The sequence below is a fragment of the Streptomyces vietnamensis genome (assembly GCF_000830005.1).
Taxonomy (GTDB): domain Bacteria; phylum Actinomycetota; class Actinomycetes; order Streptomycetales; family Streptomycetaceae; genus Streptomyces; species Streptomyces vietnamensis.
The window spans coordinates 317,692-332,164 of the sequence record NZ_CP010407.1 but is presented as its reverse complement, the minus strand read 5'-3'; the positions used below and the strand labels follow the sequence as shown (position 1 = coordinate 332,164).

Here is a 14,473-nt window from a genome sequence, read left to right as displayed (position 1 = left end):
GGTCCGGTGCTTCCCGTGGTTCAGCGGCAGGTCGAGGACACCCAGGGTGCCCCCAGCGGCCCCGCCCCGGGCCCGTCTTCGGGTCCGCGGCGTTCCGGTGCGCGTGCGCGCGGCGGCCTGGGGGCGCCTCTGCCCGCGATGCCGGCCAGCGCCGGTCTGCCCGGCTCCGCCGCGTCCGGGGCCCGAGCCTCCCGTACGGCATCCGGGCCCGACATCCAGCGCACACCGGCATCGCCCGCGCCGGGCGGGGACCGTACGCCGCCCACGGAGCCCGCCTCGGATACGGCACGCCACGCACCGTTGCTGGGGACGGTCGACGTCCAGCGCCACCTCGCGGACCACCCGGCGCCCCAGGGCGGCAGCCCCACGGACCGCGGAACCGTCCCTGCCACGCCGTTGGTGACGCCGTCCCAGGGCGCGGCGTCTCAGGCTCCGGCGGGCACAGTCGTACGGCCCGAGGCGATGCACCCCGGTCCCGGTCCCGGTCCCGGCGACGGACGTCCCCAAGGCCCCAGCAGCCCAGCCCCGGTCGTCGTTGCCCGCCGCGCGGCCGAACCCATGGCAGGCGCTCGCCCCGCGACCGCATCCACCGGAGGCCCCCGTCCCGCGACCGCATCCACCAGCGGCCCCCGCACCGCAGCCCCCTCCATCCCGGTAGCCCGCCGCACCCTCGCGCTGCTGCCCGCACGGCCCCTCACCCTCAGCACCCTGGCGCCGGAAGGCCTGGCACCGTCCGCCGCGTCGCGCCCCGTCGGCGGCCCTCCCGTGGTGGCGGCGCGTTGGAGCGGGGCGCCGGACATCCCCGGCGGCGGCACCCCCGCACCGTCCACCCGGTCGCCCGCGCACCCCGCACACCCCGCGTCGGCACCGTCCGCGGGCGCCGCTGCGACCCCGCCGGTCCAACGGGCCGCAACCGCGCACGCGCCGCACCACCCGGGCGTACCGGCAACCGGCTCGGCCGTACGAGCGACCGGCGCCCCCGGTGTCGTCCAGCGAGTCGTCCCGCTCGTCAAGCCCGCGCCGCCTGGCGGGGGAGTGCCCGGTACGGCGGCGGTCCCCCCGGCGCAGCCCCTGCCGGTCACGCCCCCGTTGACGCCGCCCCTCGCGAATGGCCCGTCGACAGCCGTGGCACAGGCGGCGGCCATCCCCGTGGTCCGGGTGGTCCGGCCGCGGGTCGTGACGCCGGGCGCCCGATCGGCGAGCGGCGGCGGCAACAGCCCTGCGGTGCCCGAGGTCCAGCGTGCGATCTCCGGCGCGGGGAAGGCCGTACCCGACGTACCCGACGTACCCGGCGTATCCAAGGGCGTACCGGCGAAGGCGGTGCCCGCGGCGCGTGGCAAGCAGCAGTACTCCGGGACGGCCTCCGCCTCCGCGTCCGGCCGGCGCACGGAGCGGTCCGCCGACGCGGCGCAGGACCCCGGTCTCGACCTGGACGACCTCGCGCGTCGCCTGCTCGACCCGATGGCCCGCCTGCTGCGCACGGAACTGCGGCGCGGCCGGGAGCGTACGGGGCGCCCCTACGACGGACGCCGCTGACGGCACGGAACGGATGACGGACGGATGACGGACAACATCTTCGCGAGCAGCGTGTTCTTCCGGCTCGCGATCGGCGGCAATGATCTGGGCGCCTTCCACACCTGCTCCGGCATGGGTGCCGAGGTGGAGATCGAGAGCTACGCCGAGGGTGGCAACAACGGCTTCACCCATAACCTGCCAGGCCGGGTGACCTGGTCGAACATCACGCTCACCCGGCCGGTCACCGCCGACACCGCGAAGATCGCCCGCTGGCTCGACGAGACGCTGAAGCGGGTGGAGCCCAAGGACGGCGAGATCGTGGCGCTGCGGCCGGATCTGTCGCGGATCATCAGCTGGCAGGTGTTCGGGATCGTCCCGGTGCGCTGGCAGGGCCCGTCCTTCGACCCCAGCAGCTCGCAGGCGGCGGTGGAGACCCTGGAGATCGCCCACGAGGGACTTCGCCCATCCTGACCATCCCTCAAGTCCCATTCTCCCTACAGCGCCTTGGAAAGGAATCCCGGTCATGTCCCCAGCGTCCCGCTCCAGTCGGGCCAGGGCCCAGCTGACGTTGAAGGAGCCCCCGGCCTCCGTCGGCGCCAAGCCCGGCGGGACGCTCGCGCGGCTGAACCTCCAGTTCAACCCGTCCACCTTGGAGTTGCGCAAGACCACCGAGTGGCGGCGTTCTCCGTCGCGGATGGCGGAGGAGTCGGCGCTGCCCGAGTTCGTCGGCAGTGGCCCGCGCGAGCTGAGTCTCGAGGTGTTCCTGGACGCCACCGCCACCCACGACAACTCCGTGGAGCAGGCGGTGGAGAAGCTGATGAAGGCGTGTGTGCCGACGAAGGCGAGCCTGGGGCGCAAGAAGCCTGCGAGCCCGTGGGTGCGGTTCGAGTGGGGCAGCGCGCGGACGACGTCGTTCGACGGGGTGCTGTCCAGCCTGTCGGTGACGTACACGCTGTTCGACGTGGACGGCAAGCCGCTGCGGGCGACCTGCCGGCTGTCGATCGAGGAGGCGAGCGTCGGTCCGGCGGGGCAGAACCCGACGTCCGGCTCGCGCACCGGGCGCAGTACGCACATCGTCGTGGCGGGCGACAGCCTGGCGCTGCTGGCGTGGCGGGAGTACGGCGACGCGACGGCCTGGCGGGTCATCGCGGAGGCCAATGACATCGACGACCCGATGGCGCTCGTGCCCGGCAGCGAACTGGTGCTGCCGGCGATGAGCGACGCGGGCGCCGAGGAGGAGCAGTGAGTGGCGGGGCAGGGGACGGCCGGTCCTTCGCGGCGGACCCCATCGTGGAGACGCCCGGCGAGCTGCCGCCCGTCTGGGCCGCCCAGCTGGTGAGTTGCGTGGTCGACGAGAACGTGGGCCTGCCGGACGCGGCGGTTCTCACGTTCCGCGATCCCGATCACGAGTTCCTGAAGAAGACCGGCATCACCATCGGCACCCCGCTCAGGGTCTCCGTGGTCACCGTGACCGGGCAGGCGCGCGAGCGGCTGTTCGACGGTGAGGTGACGGCCCTGGAGGTGGACCGGGACCGCACCGGCTCGTTCACGGTGGTGCGTGCCTTCTCCAAGGCACACCGCCTCCAGCGCGGCCGGAAGGTGGCGGCGTACCGGAACATGACGGCGGCGGCCATCGTCCGCAAGGTGGCCGCCGGGGCGGGCCTGACCTGCGGCACCGTGCAGGCCGCGCCGGTCACCTACAAGCAGCTGTCCCAGGCGAACGTCTCCGACTGGGACTTCCTTCAGTTCCTGGCCGCCGAGAGCGGCGCGCAGGTGCGTGTCGACGACAAGGGGCTGCTCCAGTTCACCAAGCCCCAGAAGGCGTCCGGGGCGCCCGCGCCGTCCACGTCGGCTGCTCGGAACCCGATGGTGCTGGAGTACGGGCGCAATCTGCTGGCGCTGCGGGCCTCCTTGTCGGCGGCGGACGGCGCGCAGCAGGTGGAGGTGCGCGGCTGGGACGTCACCACCAAGCGGCCCCTGGTGGCCCGGCAGCCGTCGGTCGACAGCGACACGGTGGTGCCGGGGCTGAGCCCGGTGCTCGCCGCCCGATTCGGCAAGTCGTCGAAGCTGACCGTCACCGACACCCCGTACCGCACCCAGGCCGAGACGAAGGCGGTCGCGGACGCGGTGGCCGGCCAAGTCAGTGCGGGCTTCGGAGAGTTGGAGGCGCTGGCCGAGGGCAACCCCATGCTGCGGGCGGGCAGGCCCATCGCGCTCGGCAACGTCGGGCAGGCCTTCTCCGGCAAGTACACGGCGACGGCGGTGCAGCATGTCCTCGAACCGCACGGCGGATACCGTACGACGGTGTGGGTGAGCGCCAGCCCGGACCGCTCTCTGACCGGCCTGGTCACCGGCGCCAACGCGCCCTCCCGGGGGCCGCGCATGCCGGGCCTGGCGATCGGCGTCGTGACGGACGTGCGCGAGCCGGCCGGCTCCGAGCGCGGCGCCGTGAAGCTCAAGTTTCCCTGGCTGGACGACACGTACGTCACCGACTGGGTGCGCACCGTGCAGTGGGGCGGCAAGGGCGGCGGCGGGGTGGTGAGCCCCGAGGTCAACGACGAGGTGCTGGTCGGCTTCGAACAGGGCCTGCTGGACAGCCCGTACGTCATCGGAGGGCTCTACAACGGCGTGGACAAGCCCTCGCCGCACGACGTCCCGCTGATCGACAAGACGACCGGAAAGGTCAACCGCCGTTCCATCGTGTCGCGTTCGGGGCATCGGGTGGAGCTGCTGGACGCGCGGGCACCGGGGCGCTCCGGGGTGCGGATGATGTCCGCCGACGAGCGCCTCGAAGTCTTCCTCGACAACCGGCGGGACCGGATCGAGATGACGGTGTACGCGGGCAAGGGCCGGCAGGTGCTCAGCTCCGTCGTGCTCGACGAGCGGGGCATCACCCTGGACGCGGGGCGGGGGAACGTGAACGTGTCGGGCGCCAACGTGGACATCAACGGCAGGGTCGGGGTGAAGATCGGCGGCCGCACGGTGGATGTCACCGGCGCCACGGGCGTCACCGTCGACGGCGGCCTGCTCGGCGTCCTCAAGGCCAAGCTCATCCGCATCAACTGATCACCTTTCGAGAGGAGTTCCCATGCCCGCCGCAGCCCGTACCGGCGACCCCACCAACCACGGCGGGGTGATCGCCACCCCGCCGCCCGCCGCCGCCAGGGCGGTGGCGACCGTCCTGATCGGTGGCCGGCCCGCCGCCGTCGTGGGCAGCCTGCACACGTGTGCGATGCCGCCGCACCTTGCCCTGGGACCGGCCAACGTGATCATGCCCAACCCGGCCGGGCTCGCCTCGGGACAGGTCCTCATCGGCGGGCTGCCGGCCGCGCGGGCCCGCGACCGGACGGCGTGCGGCGCGATGATCGTCACCGGCGCCCCCGACGTTCTGATCGGAGGCGTGTGATGAGCGAGCGGTTCATCGGCCGTGGCTGGGCGTTCCCGCTGCGCGTCGGGCCGACCGGCGGGATCGCCCTGGTCGAACGGGAGCGGGAGATCGAGGAGGCGATCCGCCTGGTGCTCGGCACCGCGCCCGGCGAACGCCCCATGCGCCCCGAGTTCGGCTGCGGCATCCACGACTACGTCTTCGCCCCCGGCGACGGCGCCACCGCCGGCCGCATCGCGCAGCAGGTGCGCGAGGCACTGGAGCGGTGGGAGCCGCGGATTTCGGTCGACGACGTGGTCGTCGCCTTCGACGCGGTCGAGGACGGCACCCTGTACATCGACGTGCACTACACCCTGCGTTCCACCAACGACCGGCGCAACCTGGTCTTTCCCTTCTACACGATCCCCTCCGAGGAGGGGGCCGAGGAAGCAGGCGCGGACTGATGGCGCTGCCCTCCCCGAACCTGGACGACCGGCGGTTCCAGCAACTCGTCGACGAGGCGAAGCGATACGTGCAGCAGCGCGCCCCGGAGTGGACCGACCACAACGTCTCCGACCCGGGCGTCACCCTGATCGAGACGTTCGCCTACCTGGTGGACCAGTTGCTGTACCGGCTGAACAGGGTCCCGGACAAGAACTACACCGCGTTCCTGGACCTGTTGGGCATCCGTCTGTTCCCGCCGACCGCAGCCGGCGCCGACGTCGACTTCTGGCTCTCGGCGCCGCAGCCCGACACCGTCGCGCTGCCGCCGGGCACCGAGGTGACCACCGCGGGCGCCGAGAGCGACGAAGCGGTGGTGTTCACCACCACGGACGAACTGCGCATCCTGCCCAGCGAGTTGACCCGCCTGCTCACCGCTCCCCGGACCGGTGAGCAGAGCGACCGGACCGGCATGCTCGCCGACGGCCTCGACATCCCCTGCTTCCAGACGACGCCGGAACCCGGCGACGCGCTGCTGTTCGGACTGCCGACGGCGGTGCCGCGCTGCATCGTCACCGTACGCCTGGACAGCCGTGTGGAGGGCATCGGTGTGGACCCGCGCCAGCCTCCGCTGGTGTGGGAGGCGTGGGACGGCGGCGGCTGGCAGCGGTGCGAGACCGGCGACGACACCACCGGCGGCCTCAACCGGCCCGGCGAGATCACCGTGTACGTGCCGGCCGGGCACACGACGTCGGTGATCGGCGGCACCCGGGCCGGCTGGCTGCGCTGCCGGGTCACCGAGGCGGAGCCGGGCCAGCCGTTCTACTCGGAGTCCCCGACGGTGCGCGAGGCGGCGGTGTTCACCGTCGGCGGCACCATGTCCGTCGAGCACGCCGAGACGGTGACCGACGTACCGCTCGGCACCTCGGAGGGGATCGCCGGGCAGACCTTCCGGCTCGGCCGCCCGCCGATCCTGCTCGACGCCGAACCCCCCACGGTGGAGGTGTCCTCCGGCGAGGGGTGGCAGCGCTGGGAGGTGGTCGAGCACTTCGGCCGCTCCGGACCCGACGACCGGCACGTCCGCGTCGACGCCACCACCGGCGAGTTCGGTTTCCCCCCGGCGCTGCGCGAACCGGACGGCACGCTGCGGCAGTGCGGTGCCGTGCCGCCCAAGGGCGCCCAGATCCGGGTCGCCCGCTACCGCACCGGCGGCGGCCCCGCGGGAAACGTCGCCCGCGGTGCGATCTCCGTACTGCTCAGCTCCGTTCCGTACATCGCCCAGGTCACCAACCGGGAGGCGGCGCGCGGCGGGGTCGCCGGGGAGACCGTCGAGAACGCCCGGCGGCGCGCGCCCCAGGCGCTGCGGATGCAGGACCGCGCGGTGACCGCCGAGGACTACGAGATCATCAGCCACCAGGTCGCGCCCTCGGCGCGCCGGGTCCGCTGTCTGCCGGCCGCGGACGCGCCGGGTGCGGTACGGGTCCTGGTGGTGCCGGACGCGGTGGCCGACGAGGGCGACGACCGGCTGCGCCTCGAGCAGCTGATCCCGTCCGACCAGGTGCTCTCGGCGATCACCGCGAGCCTCGACGAACGGCGCCTGATCGGCACGCGTCTCGTGGTGGAGCCACCGGTCTACCAGGGCATCACCGTGGTGGCCCGCCTCTCGGCGGCCCCCAGCGACACCGACAAGGTCCGCGAGGCGGCGCTGGACGCCCTGTTCCGCCACCTCAACCCGCTGGTCGGCGGCCCGGACGGCACCGGGTGGCCATTCGGGCGACCGGTCCAGTACGGCGAGATCTTCGGTGTCCTGCAAAGCGCCACCGGCAACGCGCTGGTCGAGGAGATCCGCCTGTTCCCGGCCGACCCCGTCACCGGCCGCCGCGGCGCCCCGACGGACCGCATCGACGTGGGTCCGGGCGCCCTGGTCTTCTCGTACCAGCACCAGGTGGTCGTGACGGGGGCCGGGGCGGAGGGGCGGGGATGAGCCGCGCCGCGATACCCGGGCTGCCGAGCAGGTACCCGATCGGGGAGCAACTGCCCGCCCTGTACGCCGACGACGACTTCGCGCAGCGGTTCACCGCCGGGCTCGACACCGTTCTCGCGCCGGTGTTCTCGACGCTCGACAACCTGCCCGCCTACCTCGACCCCCGGGTGACGCCGGTCGACTTCCTTCAGTGGCTGGCGTCGTGGGTGGGTGCCCCGGACGATCCGCAGTGGCCTGTGGAACTGCGCCGGGAGGCGGTCGTCCGCGCGGTGGAGCTGCACCGGTGGCGGGGCACGAAGCGGGGGCTGGCCGAGGCCCTGCGTCTCGCGCTGGGCGTGCATGCCGAGGTGAGCGGCGACGGCGGGGCGGCGTGGTCGAACACCGCGGGCTCCGACCTGCCGCCGGAGCCCGCCGCCGAGCTCCTGATCCGCGTCCTTCCGGACCGCGGGTCGGGGACCGGACGGCTGGACGTGGACAGGGTGCACGAGATCGTCCGGGCCATGTGCCCGGTGCACGTCGCGTTTCGGGTGGAGGCCCTCCCCGGCCCGCCCACCGAGGAAGGGAACTGACGCATGCGAGCATGTCCCGCATGCGGGGCCTCCAACGACCCCGCGGACGACTTCTGCGGCAACTGCGGCACGTACGTGGGCTGGTCGGACTCGTCGACGAGCACGGGTACGCCGACCTCCACGGACACGTCGGCGAGCACGCAGGCGCCCGCGAACCCGCCCACGGTCGCCTCGGCGGCGACGGGATCCACGGAGGCCCCGAGCTCTCCGCCCCAGCCCGCACCGGACGCCGCCCGCACCGACTCCCCGACCGGCGGGTCCGCGGGCGAGACCCCCGCCGAGGAAGCTCCCCCCGCCCCGGCCCCAGGGCTTTCCGAATCCGTACGACCCACCGCCCCCGCATCCGGAACAGCCGCCCGGCCCCCGCAAGCCCCGCCCGTCCCCAGCATTCCACCCTCACCACCCACCGCCTCGCCCTCGCCGGCCACCCCTCGGCCCCCGGCGGCCCCCGTCACCCCGTCTTCCCCGACCATCCCCGAGCCCCCGTCCGCCTCCACCGCCTCGCCCTCGCCCACCACTCCCCGCCCCCCGACCACCCCCACCCCCACCCCCGCCCCCGACCCGATCCTCCCCGTCCTCCCCGCAAAGGCCGTCGCCCCCCGTCCCGTCGTACGTCCCGCGGCCGTGCAGGACGAGGGCACCGGGCGGCCCTGTCCCGTGTGCGGGACGCCCAATCGGCCGGAGCGGAAGTTCTGCCGGCGGTGTGCTGCGGAGTTGAGTCCGGTGGAGAAGGCCGCGCCGTTGCCGTGGTGGCGGACGGTGTGGCCGTTCCGGCGTCGGGTTCGGGCGGGTTCGGGGCGGGGCGTGCGGCTCATCGTGATCCTCGCCGTCGTGGTCGCGCTGTGCGCCGCCGGACTCTTCCTGCTCCCCGCCGGACGCGCCCTGTGGGAGGACACCCGGGACAAACTGGGCAAGGCCACGCCCGTGACCCCGGTGGACATCAAGGCGAGCGGCGCACTCCCCGGGCACCCCGCGACGAACACCACGGACGGGCTGAACGACAAGTACTGGGGTGCCCCCGGACCGGGCGCCTCGGTGACGTACACCTTCCGCGAGCCGTTCCGCCTCGTCGACCTGATCATCACCAACGGCGCGTCCACGTCCCCGGAGGCGTACGCCCGCCAGGCCCGCGCCCTCCAGGTCGACCTGGAGGTGACGACGGCCGACGGCACACGGCACGACGAGCAGCTCACCCTCAGCGACAAGCCGGGCCCGCAGACGATCCAGACCGGGATCAGCGACGCGAAGACGGTACGCCTGACACTGCGCTCACCCGTCGACCTGTCCCGGGGACGTCATCTGGCGCTGGCGGAGGTGGAGTTCTTCCAACGGAGCTGAACCCGGCGCCGTCCCGCTCCACGAATGGCCTTGTGGCATACGGGAGTTGACGTATCGATGGAGTGGGGACGGCGAATCCGCCGGGAGCTGGAGGAGAGGCCGCGTCCCGTCCCGCCCATGGTTACGTTGGTCCCGTGTGGAAACGGCAGCAGTCAGGGGACGGCAGGACCGGTGCGTCCGAGCAGGCGACCCAGACGTCCCGCCCCGCCCCGCCACCCGCCCTCGCCTCCGCCTCCGGCGTCGCGCACCCTCTGCTGTCCCTTCAGCGCACCGCCGGCAACGCGGCCACCTCACGGGCCGTGCGAAGGACCCGGAACCAGAGCGCCCGCCCCGCCCTGCCGGGCATCGAGGAGCGCACCGAGACGGGCTTCGTGCTGCCGTCGTACCTGATGCACCTCCAGGCGGGCGGCCTCTCCTCGACCTACGGACTGACCGGCCACGAGTTCGTCCGGCACGCGGTGTCCGCGGTCGTCGGGCACGCCGACGGCACGGTCGCCGACATCTCGGACGAACTGGCCGGACGGCCGGAGAGCTTCTTCGGACAGGGCCGCGCCTTCGCCGTCGAGGGCCGGACGGGCAGGGAGTGGTACGACGTCACCGTCGCGATCTCCCGGGCCCCCGACGACAAGCCGCCCGTCTTCCAGCCGGGGGACCTGCTGGCCGCCGCCTCGCAGGGGACCGACGGTGTGCCGCAGGCCCTGCTCGAGGACCCCCAGGGCAAGGACACCAAGCTCGACGTCCACCACAACTCATCAGCCACCGTGAGCAGTTCGAGCGGCGGATCCTCCAGCAAGGGCGCCGGCGGCCTCGCCTTCGGGCTCGCGCCCGTCGCCCCGGGCCTGTGGCTCGGCGGCGCCGCCACCGGCAACGCCCAGCCCTGGCAGTCCTCCCGCGAGTCCCGTCGGCAGACGAACGTGGCCGAACCGCGTGTACTGCGCAGCGACAAGGGCTCGGTCGAGGTGCACCGCAGGGTCCGCTACGAGGTCCGTGTCCAGCGGCACGGCGCCGACGACGCGCAGACCTTCGGCGACTCCGGAACGCTCACCCAGCGAGTGCCGACCGAACACCTGGTCCCGGTCGGCACCGAGGCGCCCGCCCCGCCCACGCCGGTGTCCGCGGACACCGTCCGGCGCGTCTCCCTCGCCGACTCCCTGGCACCGGTCGCGGTCGCCGACGACGCGGCCCCGCACCAGACCGGCCGCGGGCTGTTCGACGCCGTCGCCTCCGTGCTGCACCCCTCGCTCACCGCCCCCGGCGCACCGGGACGCGGGCGGCTGTACGACATGACCTCCACGGCCACCGTCCTGGAAGACCTGCCCCGGCTGCTGCGCGACGGCGTGGTCGGCGAGGACCTGTACTCCAAGGACGGAAAGACGGCGGGCAGCTACCGGCTGCGCGCCGCGGTCACCGGTCTCTCCCCGGCCTGGGGCACCGGCAAGACTCAGCTGCGCACGCACCAGCACGGCCAGACGGCGGTCACCGAGAGCGCCGGCAAGGGGCGGGCCGTCCAGGCGGGTCTGGGCCCGGCGATCGGTGTCGGCGCGGCCTCCAACGCGGCCGTCGTACGGGCCACCGCCATGCCTGTCGCGGCGGCCCGCAAGGCGCGTTTCACCGTGGCCGAACAGAGCGTCGCCGGCCGCCAGGGCGCGGAGGTCCGGGGCGAGAAGGCGCTCTACTTCGGAACCGTGACGTTCACCGCGGAGGGCACGGGCCCGCGCTCGGTCCAGGCGATCCTGCACCCGGAGACCCGGGTCGCCGTCCACACGATGAACGTGTGGATCAGCCTCCGCGCCGACGAGGCCCAGTCCTTCGGGCTGCCGCTGCCGCTGGGCATGACGGCCGAGGAGTTCATCAAGAAGCCGACGCGGACCGATGAGAACGGCGACGAACAGAACGTCGAGCGCCATCTCCCTTACGACGGCAGGGGATCCAGCGTCGCACTCAGCCAGGTCGACACCGGCCCGATGGTGCGGGCCGTCCAGCAGATGTTCGCCACCGACCCCCGACTGGCGGGCTACCTCCCCGCGTTCGGCACCACCGCGCCCGCCCTCGGCACCAGCGACGAGGAGGCCGAGACCCAGCGGCGCAACCACCGCGAGCTGATGACCGCACTCTCGGAGACCAGCCTCCGGGTGAACAAGGACCAGTTGCTGTCCACCGGCATCCGGGTACGGCTGCGCCGCAAGACCACCATGCACGCCCACGACGTGCAGATCCTCGTCCGGGGCACGCTGAGCGACACCGCCTACGAAGGCGACATCAAGGACTGGTCGGTGCGCAGCCACACGACTGTCGGAGCCAACGCGCAGAGCGGGCGCAGCAGTTCGCGCTCGATCGGCGGTCTGGTCCTCGGCCAGGCCCGGCTGGTCCCCGGCATCCTGACCGCCGGGGTCCGCTACGAGAAGCACAGCTCCGGCTCGCATCGCAACCAGGCCGGCACGACCGGTCGTACGGACGTCGTCGCCAACGGCTCCGACACCGCCAGTGCCTTCCGGGCGGCCCTGCACCTCGACGTGGAGGCCACCATGACCTCCCGGCCCCGCAAGCTCGCCCGCGGCCTCACAGTCGGCAGCCCGGGCCGGGACGTGCCGGAGGCCGAGACGCTGACGTACATGAACCTGGGCAGCCAGGACGTACGGCTGCTCACGCCGACCGAGTTCACCCTGGACCAGGAGGGCAAGGACCGGGCCGACGCGGCGCTCGGGGACCGTGCGGAACCGGCACCCGCCACCGACGTGGCCGCCGAAGGCATCGGTGACCTGGCCACGCTCGCCCCCGAGCCGGCCACCGGATCCCTGCTGCGGGACTGGCAGCTGGTGGAGACCGTCGACGGGCAGCCCGTCCGCGACCTCGCCTTCGCGCTGCTGTCCAAGGCCGCCGCTCGCAACAGCCGCCTGCGCGAGGACCCGGCGCTGGCGACCGAGGGACTCGCGCCACGGCTGGCGATCGAGGAACGGTTCGGCGAACGAGCCGTCCAGGCGGCGCTGCGGCAGGCCTCGTCCTCCGGCTGGGTCGTCAAGAACCTCCGCTACCCGCGTCGCCTCGCCGCCCTCAACGGCGCGGTCGGCACCCGGCTGGCCCTGGCCAACCCCAGGTTCGTGCACACCGGCGAGGGCCCGGGCACCGAGACCTTCGTGCTCGGCGGCCACCAGTCCGCCGGACAGTCGGGCCAAGGAGCAAGCAGCACCGTGCAGTTCGGCGTCACCGGCTCGGAGAGCGGCACCACGTGGCGTGCCGGGCAGGGCCTGTCGACGTTCCGCACCACGAGCGAGGGCGACTCCCGGTCGTACGCCCTGTCCGGCACGGTCGAGCGCAACGCCCACACCCCGAAGAAGGCCCCGCTGTATCTGGTCCAGTGCGACGTGCTGGTCACCATGGTGGCGGAGGTCAAGGTGACCGGCGGCGGCCCCTACGTGGCGAAGGGCGCCCAGACCCTCCCGGCCGCGGCGGGGGTGTGGCTGACGGAGGCGCAGCTTCCGCAGGAACTGCGGCGGGAGGCGGGGCTGGACGCCGCCGAACCGGACACGGCCGCAGGAGACGAGAGCGACGCGGAGAGTTTCCGGACGGCCGCCGAACAGGCCGTCCAGGACGAGAGTGACGACGAGAGTTTCTGGACGGCCCCTACGGGACCGGGGTTCCGCCGCGAACTCCCCCTCGGATTCGGCATGATCGAGGACCTCCCGAACTTCGTACCGCTGCTCGGGCAACTGCGTTCGCGTCTCGCCTTCAACCAGCAGCAGGACCTCGCCGACACGCTGCTGCCCCGGCGACAGCTCGACGACCGCAACGACAACGTGCAGCGCCTGCTCCGCGTCCTGGACCGGGACGGCTCCGCCGGACTGCTGTCCGGTGCCATGGACGGCGGCGTCACCGTCGAGCTGTTCGACGGCCGCAACACCCCGTACTGGGCGGTGTTCAAGGTCGATCGGGTGGGGGACGGCGAGTACGAGGGCGACGCGACGGACCGGCGGGACATGGAGTACATCACCTCGGCCGTGGCCCAGCAGGCGACCTCCCACGACGAGGGCACGACGACCGGCGTCGAGGGCGTCCTCGCGGGATCCGGCAAACCCGACGGTGGTTCGGGCAAGCTGAAGAGCACCGGCGGCGCGGCGGGCCTCGGCCTCTCGTCCGGCGCGTCGCGACGCGGCGGTGCCGTGAGCCGGGGCCAGCTCGGCATGAAGACGGTCGCGGACGCCAGTTCGGCGGCGGTGGCGAAGATCCGCGTGCCGGTCCGGGCGAGCCTCGAACTGTACCGGGGAAACACCCAGGTGGCGCTCGCCCTGCTGGACAACCTGGCGCTGACCCATCGCGTCCTGCGCACCGACCTGGACGCGCTCTCCCGTGCCGAACTCCCGTCACAGGACGTGCCGTTGGTCGCCCGTGGCTCGCGTGCTCCCGACCCGGCGGCCCCGGCCGACCTGGGCGCCTGGCGCGCGAGCGGTGCCCGGCTGCCGATGGAGGCCCAGGTCAACGGCTTCCAAGGGGTCACACAGGTACGGCAGTTGCTGACGTCCGTGGTCCGGCAGGCGGGCGGCGGCGCGCGGTTCCGCGACAAGGGCCAGGCCGCCGCCTACGCACTGAACGAGGCGGTCTCCACCGAGTGGATGATCGCCGCCCTGCCGCTTCTCACCTCCGCCGGCGTCGACCTGCCGCCCGTGCATGCCTCCGGTGCGGAGGGCCAGAACCTCCGGGCCTCCCTGCATGCGCGCCTGCGCAACGGCCGGGTCCTGGGCGTGGGCGACAAGATGGCCTTCGAGACGATCGGCCAGAGCCATCCGGAGGGTCTGCGCCCCACCCAGCGGGACGGCCAGAGCTCGGCCGACCACAGCAGGGCGGCCCGTGGCATGACCGGCGCGGGGGTCCTCAACGCCGACCAGTTCCGCCTCAACCAGCTGATGGGCAACACGGGCGGCTCGGGCGGGACGACCGATGCCACGGCCAACGCGTCCGGCTCGATGCCGGTCCACAAGCCGAAGATGAAGTCGGTCCTGGTTCAGTTCACCCTTGACATCAGGGCGGTCGCCCACGTCGCCGACCGGGTCCGCACCGGCAACACCTCCACGGCGACCCGCGAGACGACCCTCTCCCGCCCGGTCGTGATCCGCATGCCGGAACCCATGGCGCACCAGATGCTCACCACCCAGGGCAACCAACTCCGCGACGACGACAACCACCTGGGCCTCCGCCCGACGGTGGCACCGCCGCCCGCATAGCGCCCCGTGCCCTCGCCCCCCGCCCGCATCGTCGAACCCCACACGC

Annotated in this window: 10 protein-coding genes; all 10 read left to right on the top strand. The window is 73.4% G+C overall.

The window, feature by feature from the left end; translation table 11 throughout:
* Window positions 1-1,125: 1,125 nt before the first annotated feature.
* The 10 genes from SVTN_RS40835 (at window position 1,126) to SVTN_RS01525 (ending at window position 14,427) form a co-directional block, all read left to right on the top strand.
* A complete protein-coding gene (locus tag SVTN_RS40835; RefSeq protein ID WP_052498849.1) occupies window positions 1,126-1,536 on the top strand; it encodes a hypothetical protein in 411 nt (136 codons plus the stop codon).
* A gap of 24 nt (window positions 1,537-1,560) precedes the next feature.
* A complete protein-coding gene (locus SVTN_RS01565) occupies window positions 1,561-1,986 on the top strand; it encodes a phage tail protein (protein ID WP_041127464.1) in 426 nt (141 codons plus the stop codon).
* 52 nt (window positions 1,987-2,038) lie between these two features.
* The gene (locus tag SVTN_RS01560; RefSeq protein WP_041127463.1) at window positions 2,039-2,761 is read left to right on the top strand and encodes a CIS tube protein; all 723 of its coding nucleotides are present in this window, start codon (window positions 2,039-2,041) and stop codon (window positions 2,759-2,761) included.
* Entirely contained in the window at window positions 2,758-4,581 is a 1,824-nt protein-coding gene (locus SVTN_RS01555; RefSeq protein ID WP_041127462.1) for a VgrG-related protein, read from the top strand. Before SVTN_RS01560 ends, SVTN_RS01555 begins: the two co-directional genes overlap by 4 nt.
* 22 nt (window positions 4,582-4,603) lie before the next feature.
* On the top strand, window positions 4,604-4,921 hold the full coding sequence (locus SVTN_RS01550) for a PAAR domain-containing protein (protein WP_041127461.1): 318 nt from the start codon (window positions 4,604-4,606) through the stop codon (window positions 4,919-4,921).
* A complete protein-coding gene (locus SVTN_RS01545; protein ID WP_041127460.1) occupies window positions 4,921-5,343 on the top strand; it encodes a GPW/gp25 family protein in 423 nt (140 codons plus the stop codon). The genes SVTN_RS01550 and SVTN_RS01545 overlap by 1 nt, the downstream gene beginning before the upstream one ends.
* The gene (locus SVTN_RS01540) at window positions 5,343-7,304 is read left to right on the top strand and encodes a putative baseplate assembly protein (RefSeq protein ID WP_041127459.1); all 1,962 of its coding nucleotides are present in this window, start codon (window positions 5,343-5,345) and stop codon (window positions 7,302-7,304) included. The genes SVTN_RS01545 and SVTN_RS01540 overlap by 1 nt, the downstream gene beginning before the upstream one ends.
* Window positions 7,301-7,873 carry a phage tail protein gene (locus SVTN_RS01535; RefSeq protein WP_041127458.1) on the top strand — a complete coding sequence of 191 codons (573 nt, stop codon included), beginning with the start codon at window positions 7,301-7,303 and terminating at the stop codon, window positions 7,871-7,873. Before SVTN_RS01540 ends, SVTN_RS01535 begins: the two co-directional genes overlap by 4 nt.
* An 804-nt stretch (window positions 7,874-8,677) precedes the next feature.
* The gene (locus SVTN_RS45090) at window positions 8,678-9,211 is read left to right on the top strand and encodes an NADase-type glycan-binding domain-containing protein (RefSeq protein WP_245727414.1); all 534 of its coding nucleotides are present in this window, start codon (window positions 8,678-8,680) and stop codon (window positions 9,209-9,211) included.
* Between the two features lie 134 nt (window positions 9,212-9,345).
* Window positions 9,346-14,427: a hypothetical protein gene (locus SVTN_RS01525; protein ID WP_245727413.1), complete on the top strand. Its 5,082-nt coding sequence runs from the start codon at window positions 9,346-9,348 to the stop codon at window positions 14,425-14,427.
* Window positions 14,428-14,473: the final 46 nt, after the last annotated feature.

What these genes read in the sequence shown, in the direction of transcription:
- SVTN_RS01565 (WP_041127464.1), top strand. Translation starts at nt 1,561, where the DNA reads ATGACGGACAACATCTTCGCGAGCAGCGTGTTCTTCCGGCTCGCGATC.
- SVTN_RS01560 (WP_041127463.1), top strand. Translation starts at nt 2,039, where the DNA reads ATGTCCCCAGCGTCCCGCTCCAGTCGGGCCAGGGCCCAGCTGACGTTG.
- SVTN_RS01550 (WP_041127461.1), top strand. Translation starts at nt 4,604, where the DNA reads ATGCCCGCCGCAGCCCGTACCGGCGACCCCACCAACCACGGCGGGGTG.
- SVTN_RS01545 (WP_041127460.1), top strand. Translation starts at nt 4,921, where the DNA reads ATGAGCGAGCGGTTCATCGGCCGTGGCTGGGCGTTCCCGCTGCGCGTC.
- SVTN_RS01540 (WP_041127459.1), top strand. Translation starts at nt 5,343, where the DNA reads ATGGCGCTGCCCTCCCCGAACCTGGACGACCGGCGGTTCCAGCAACTC.
- SVTN_RS01535 (WP_041127458.1), top strand. Translation starts at nt 7,301, where the DNA reads ATGAGCCGCGCCGCGATACCCGGGCTGCCGAGCAGGTACCCGATCGGG.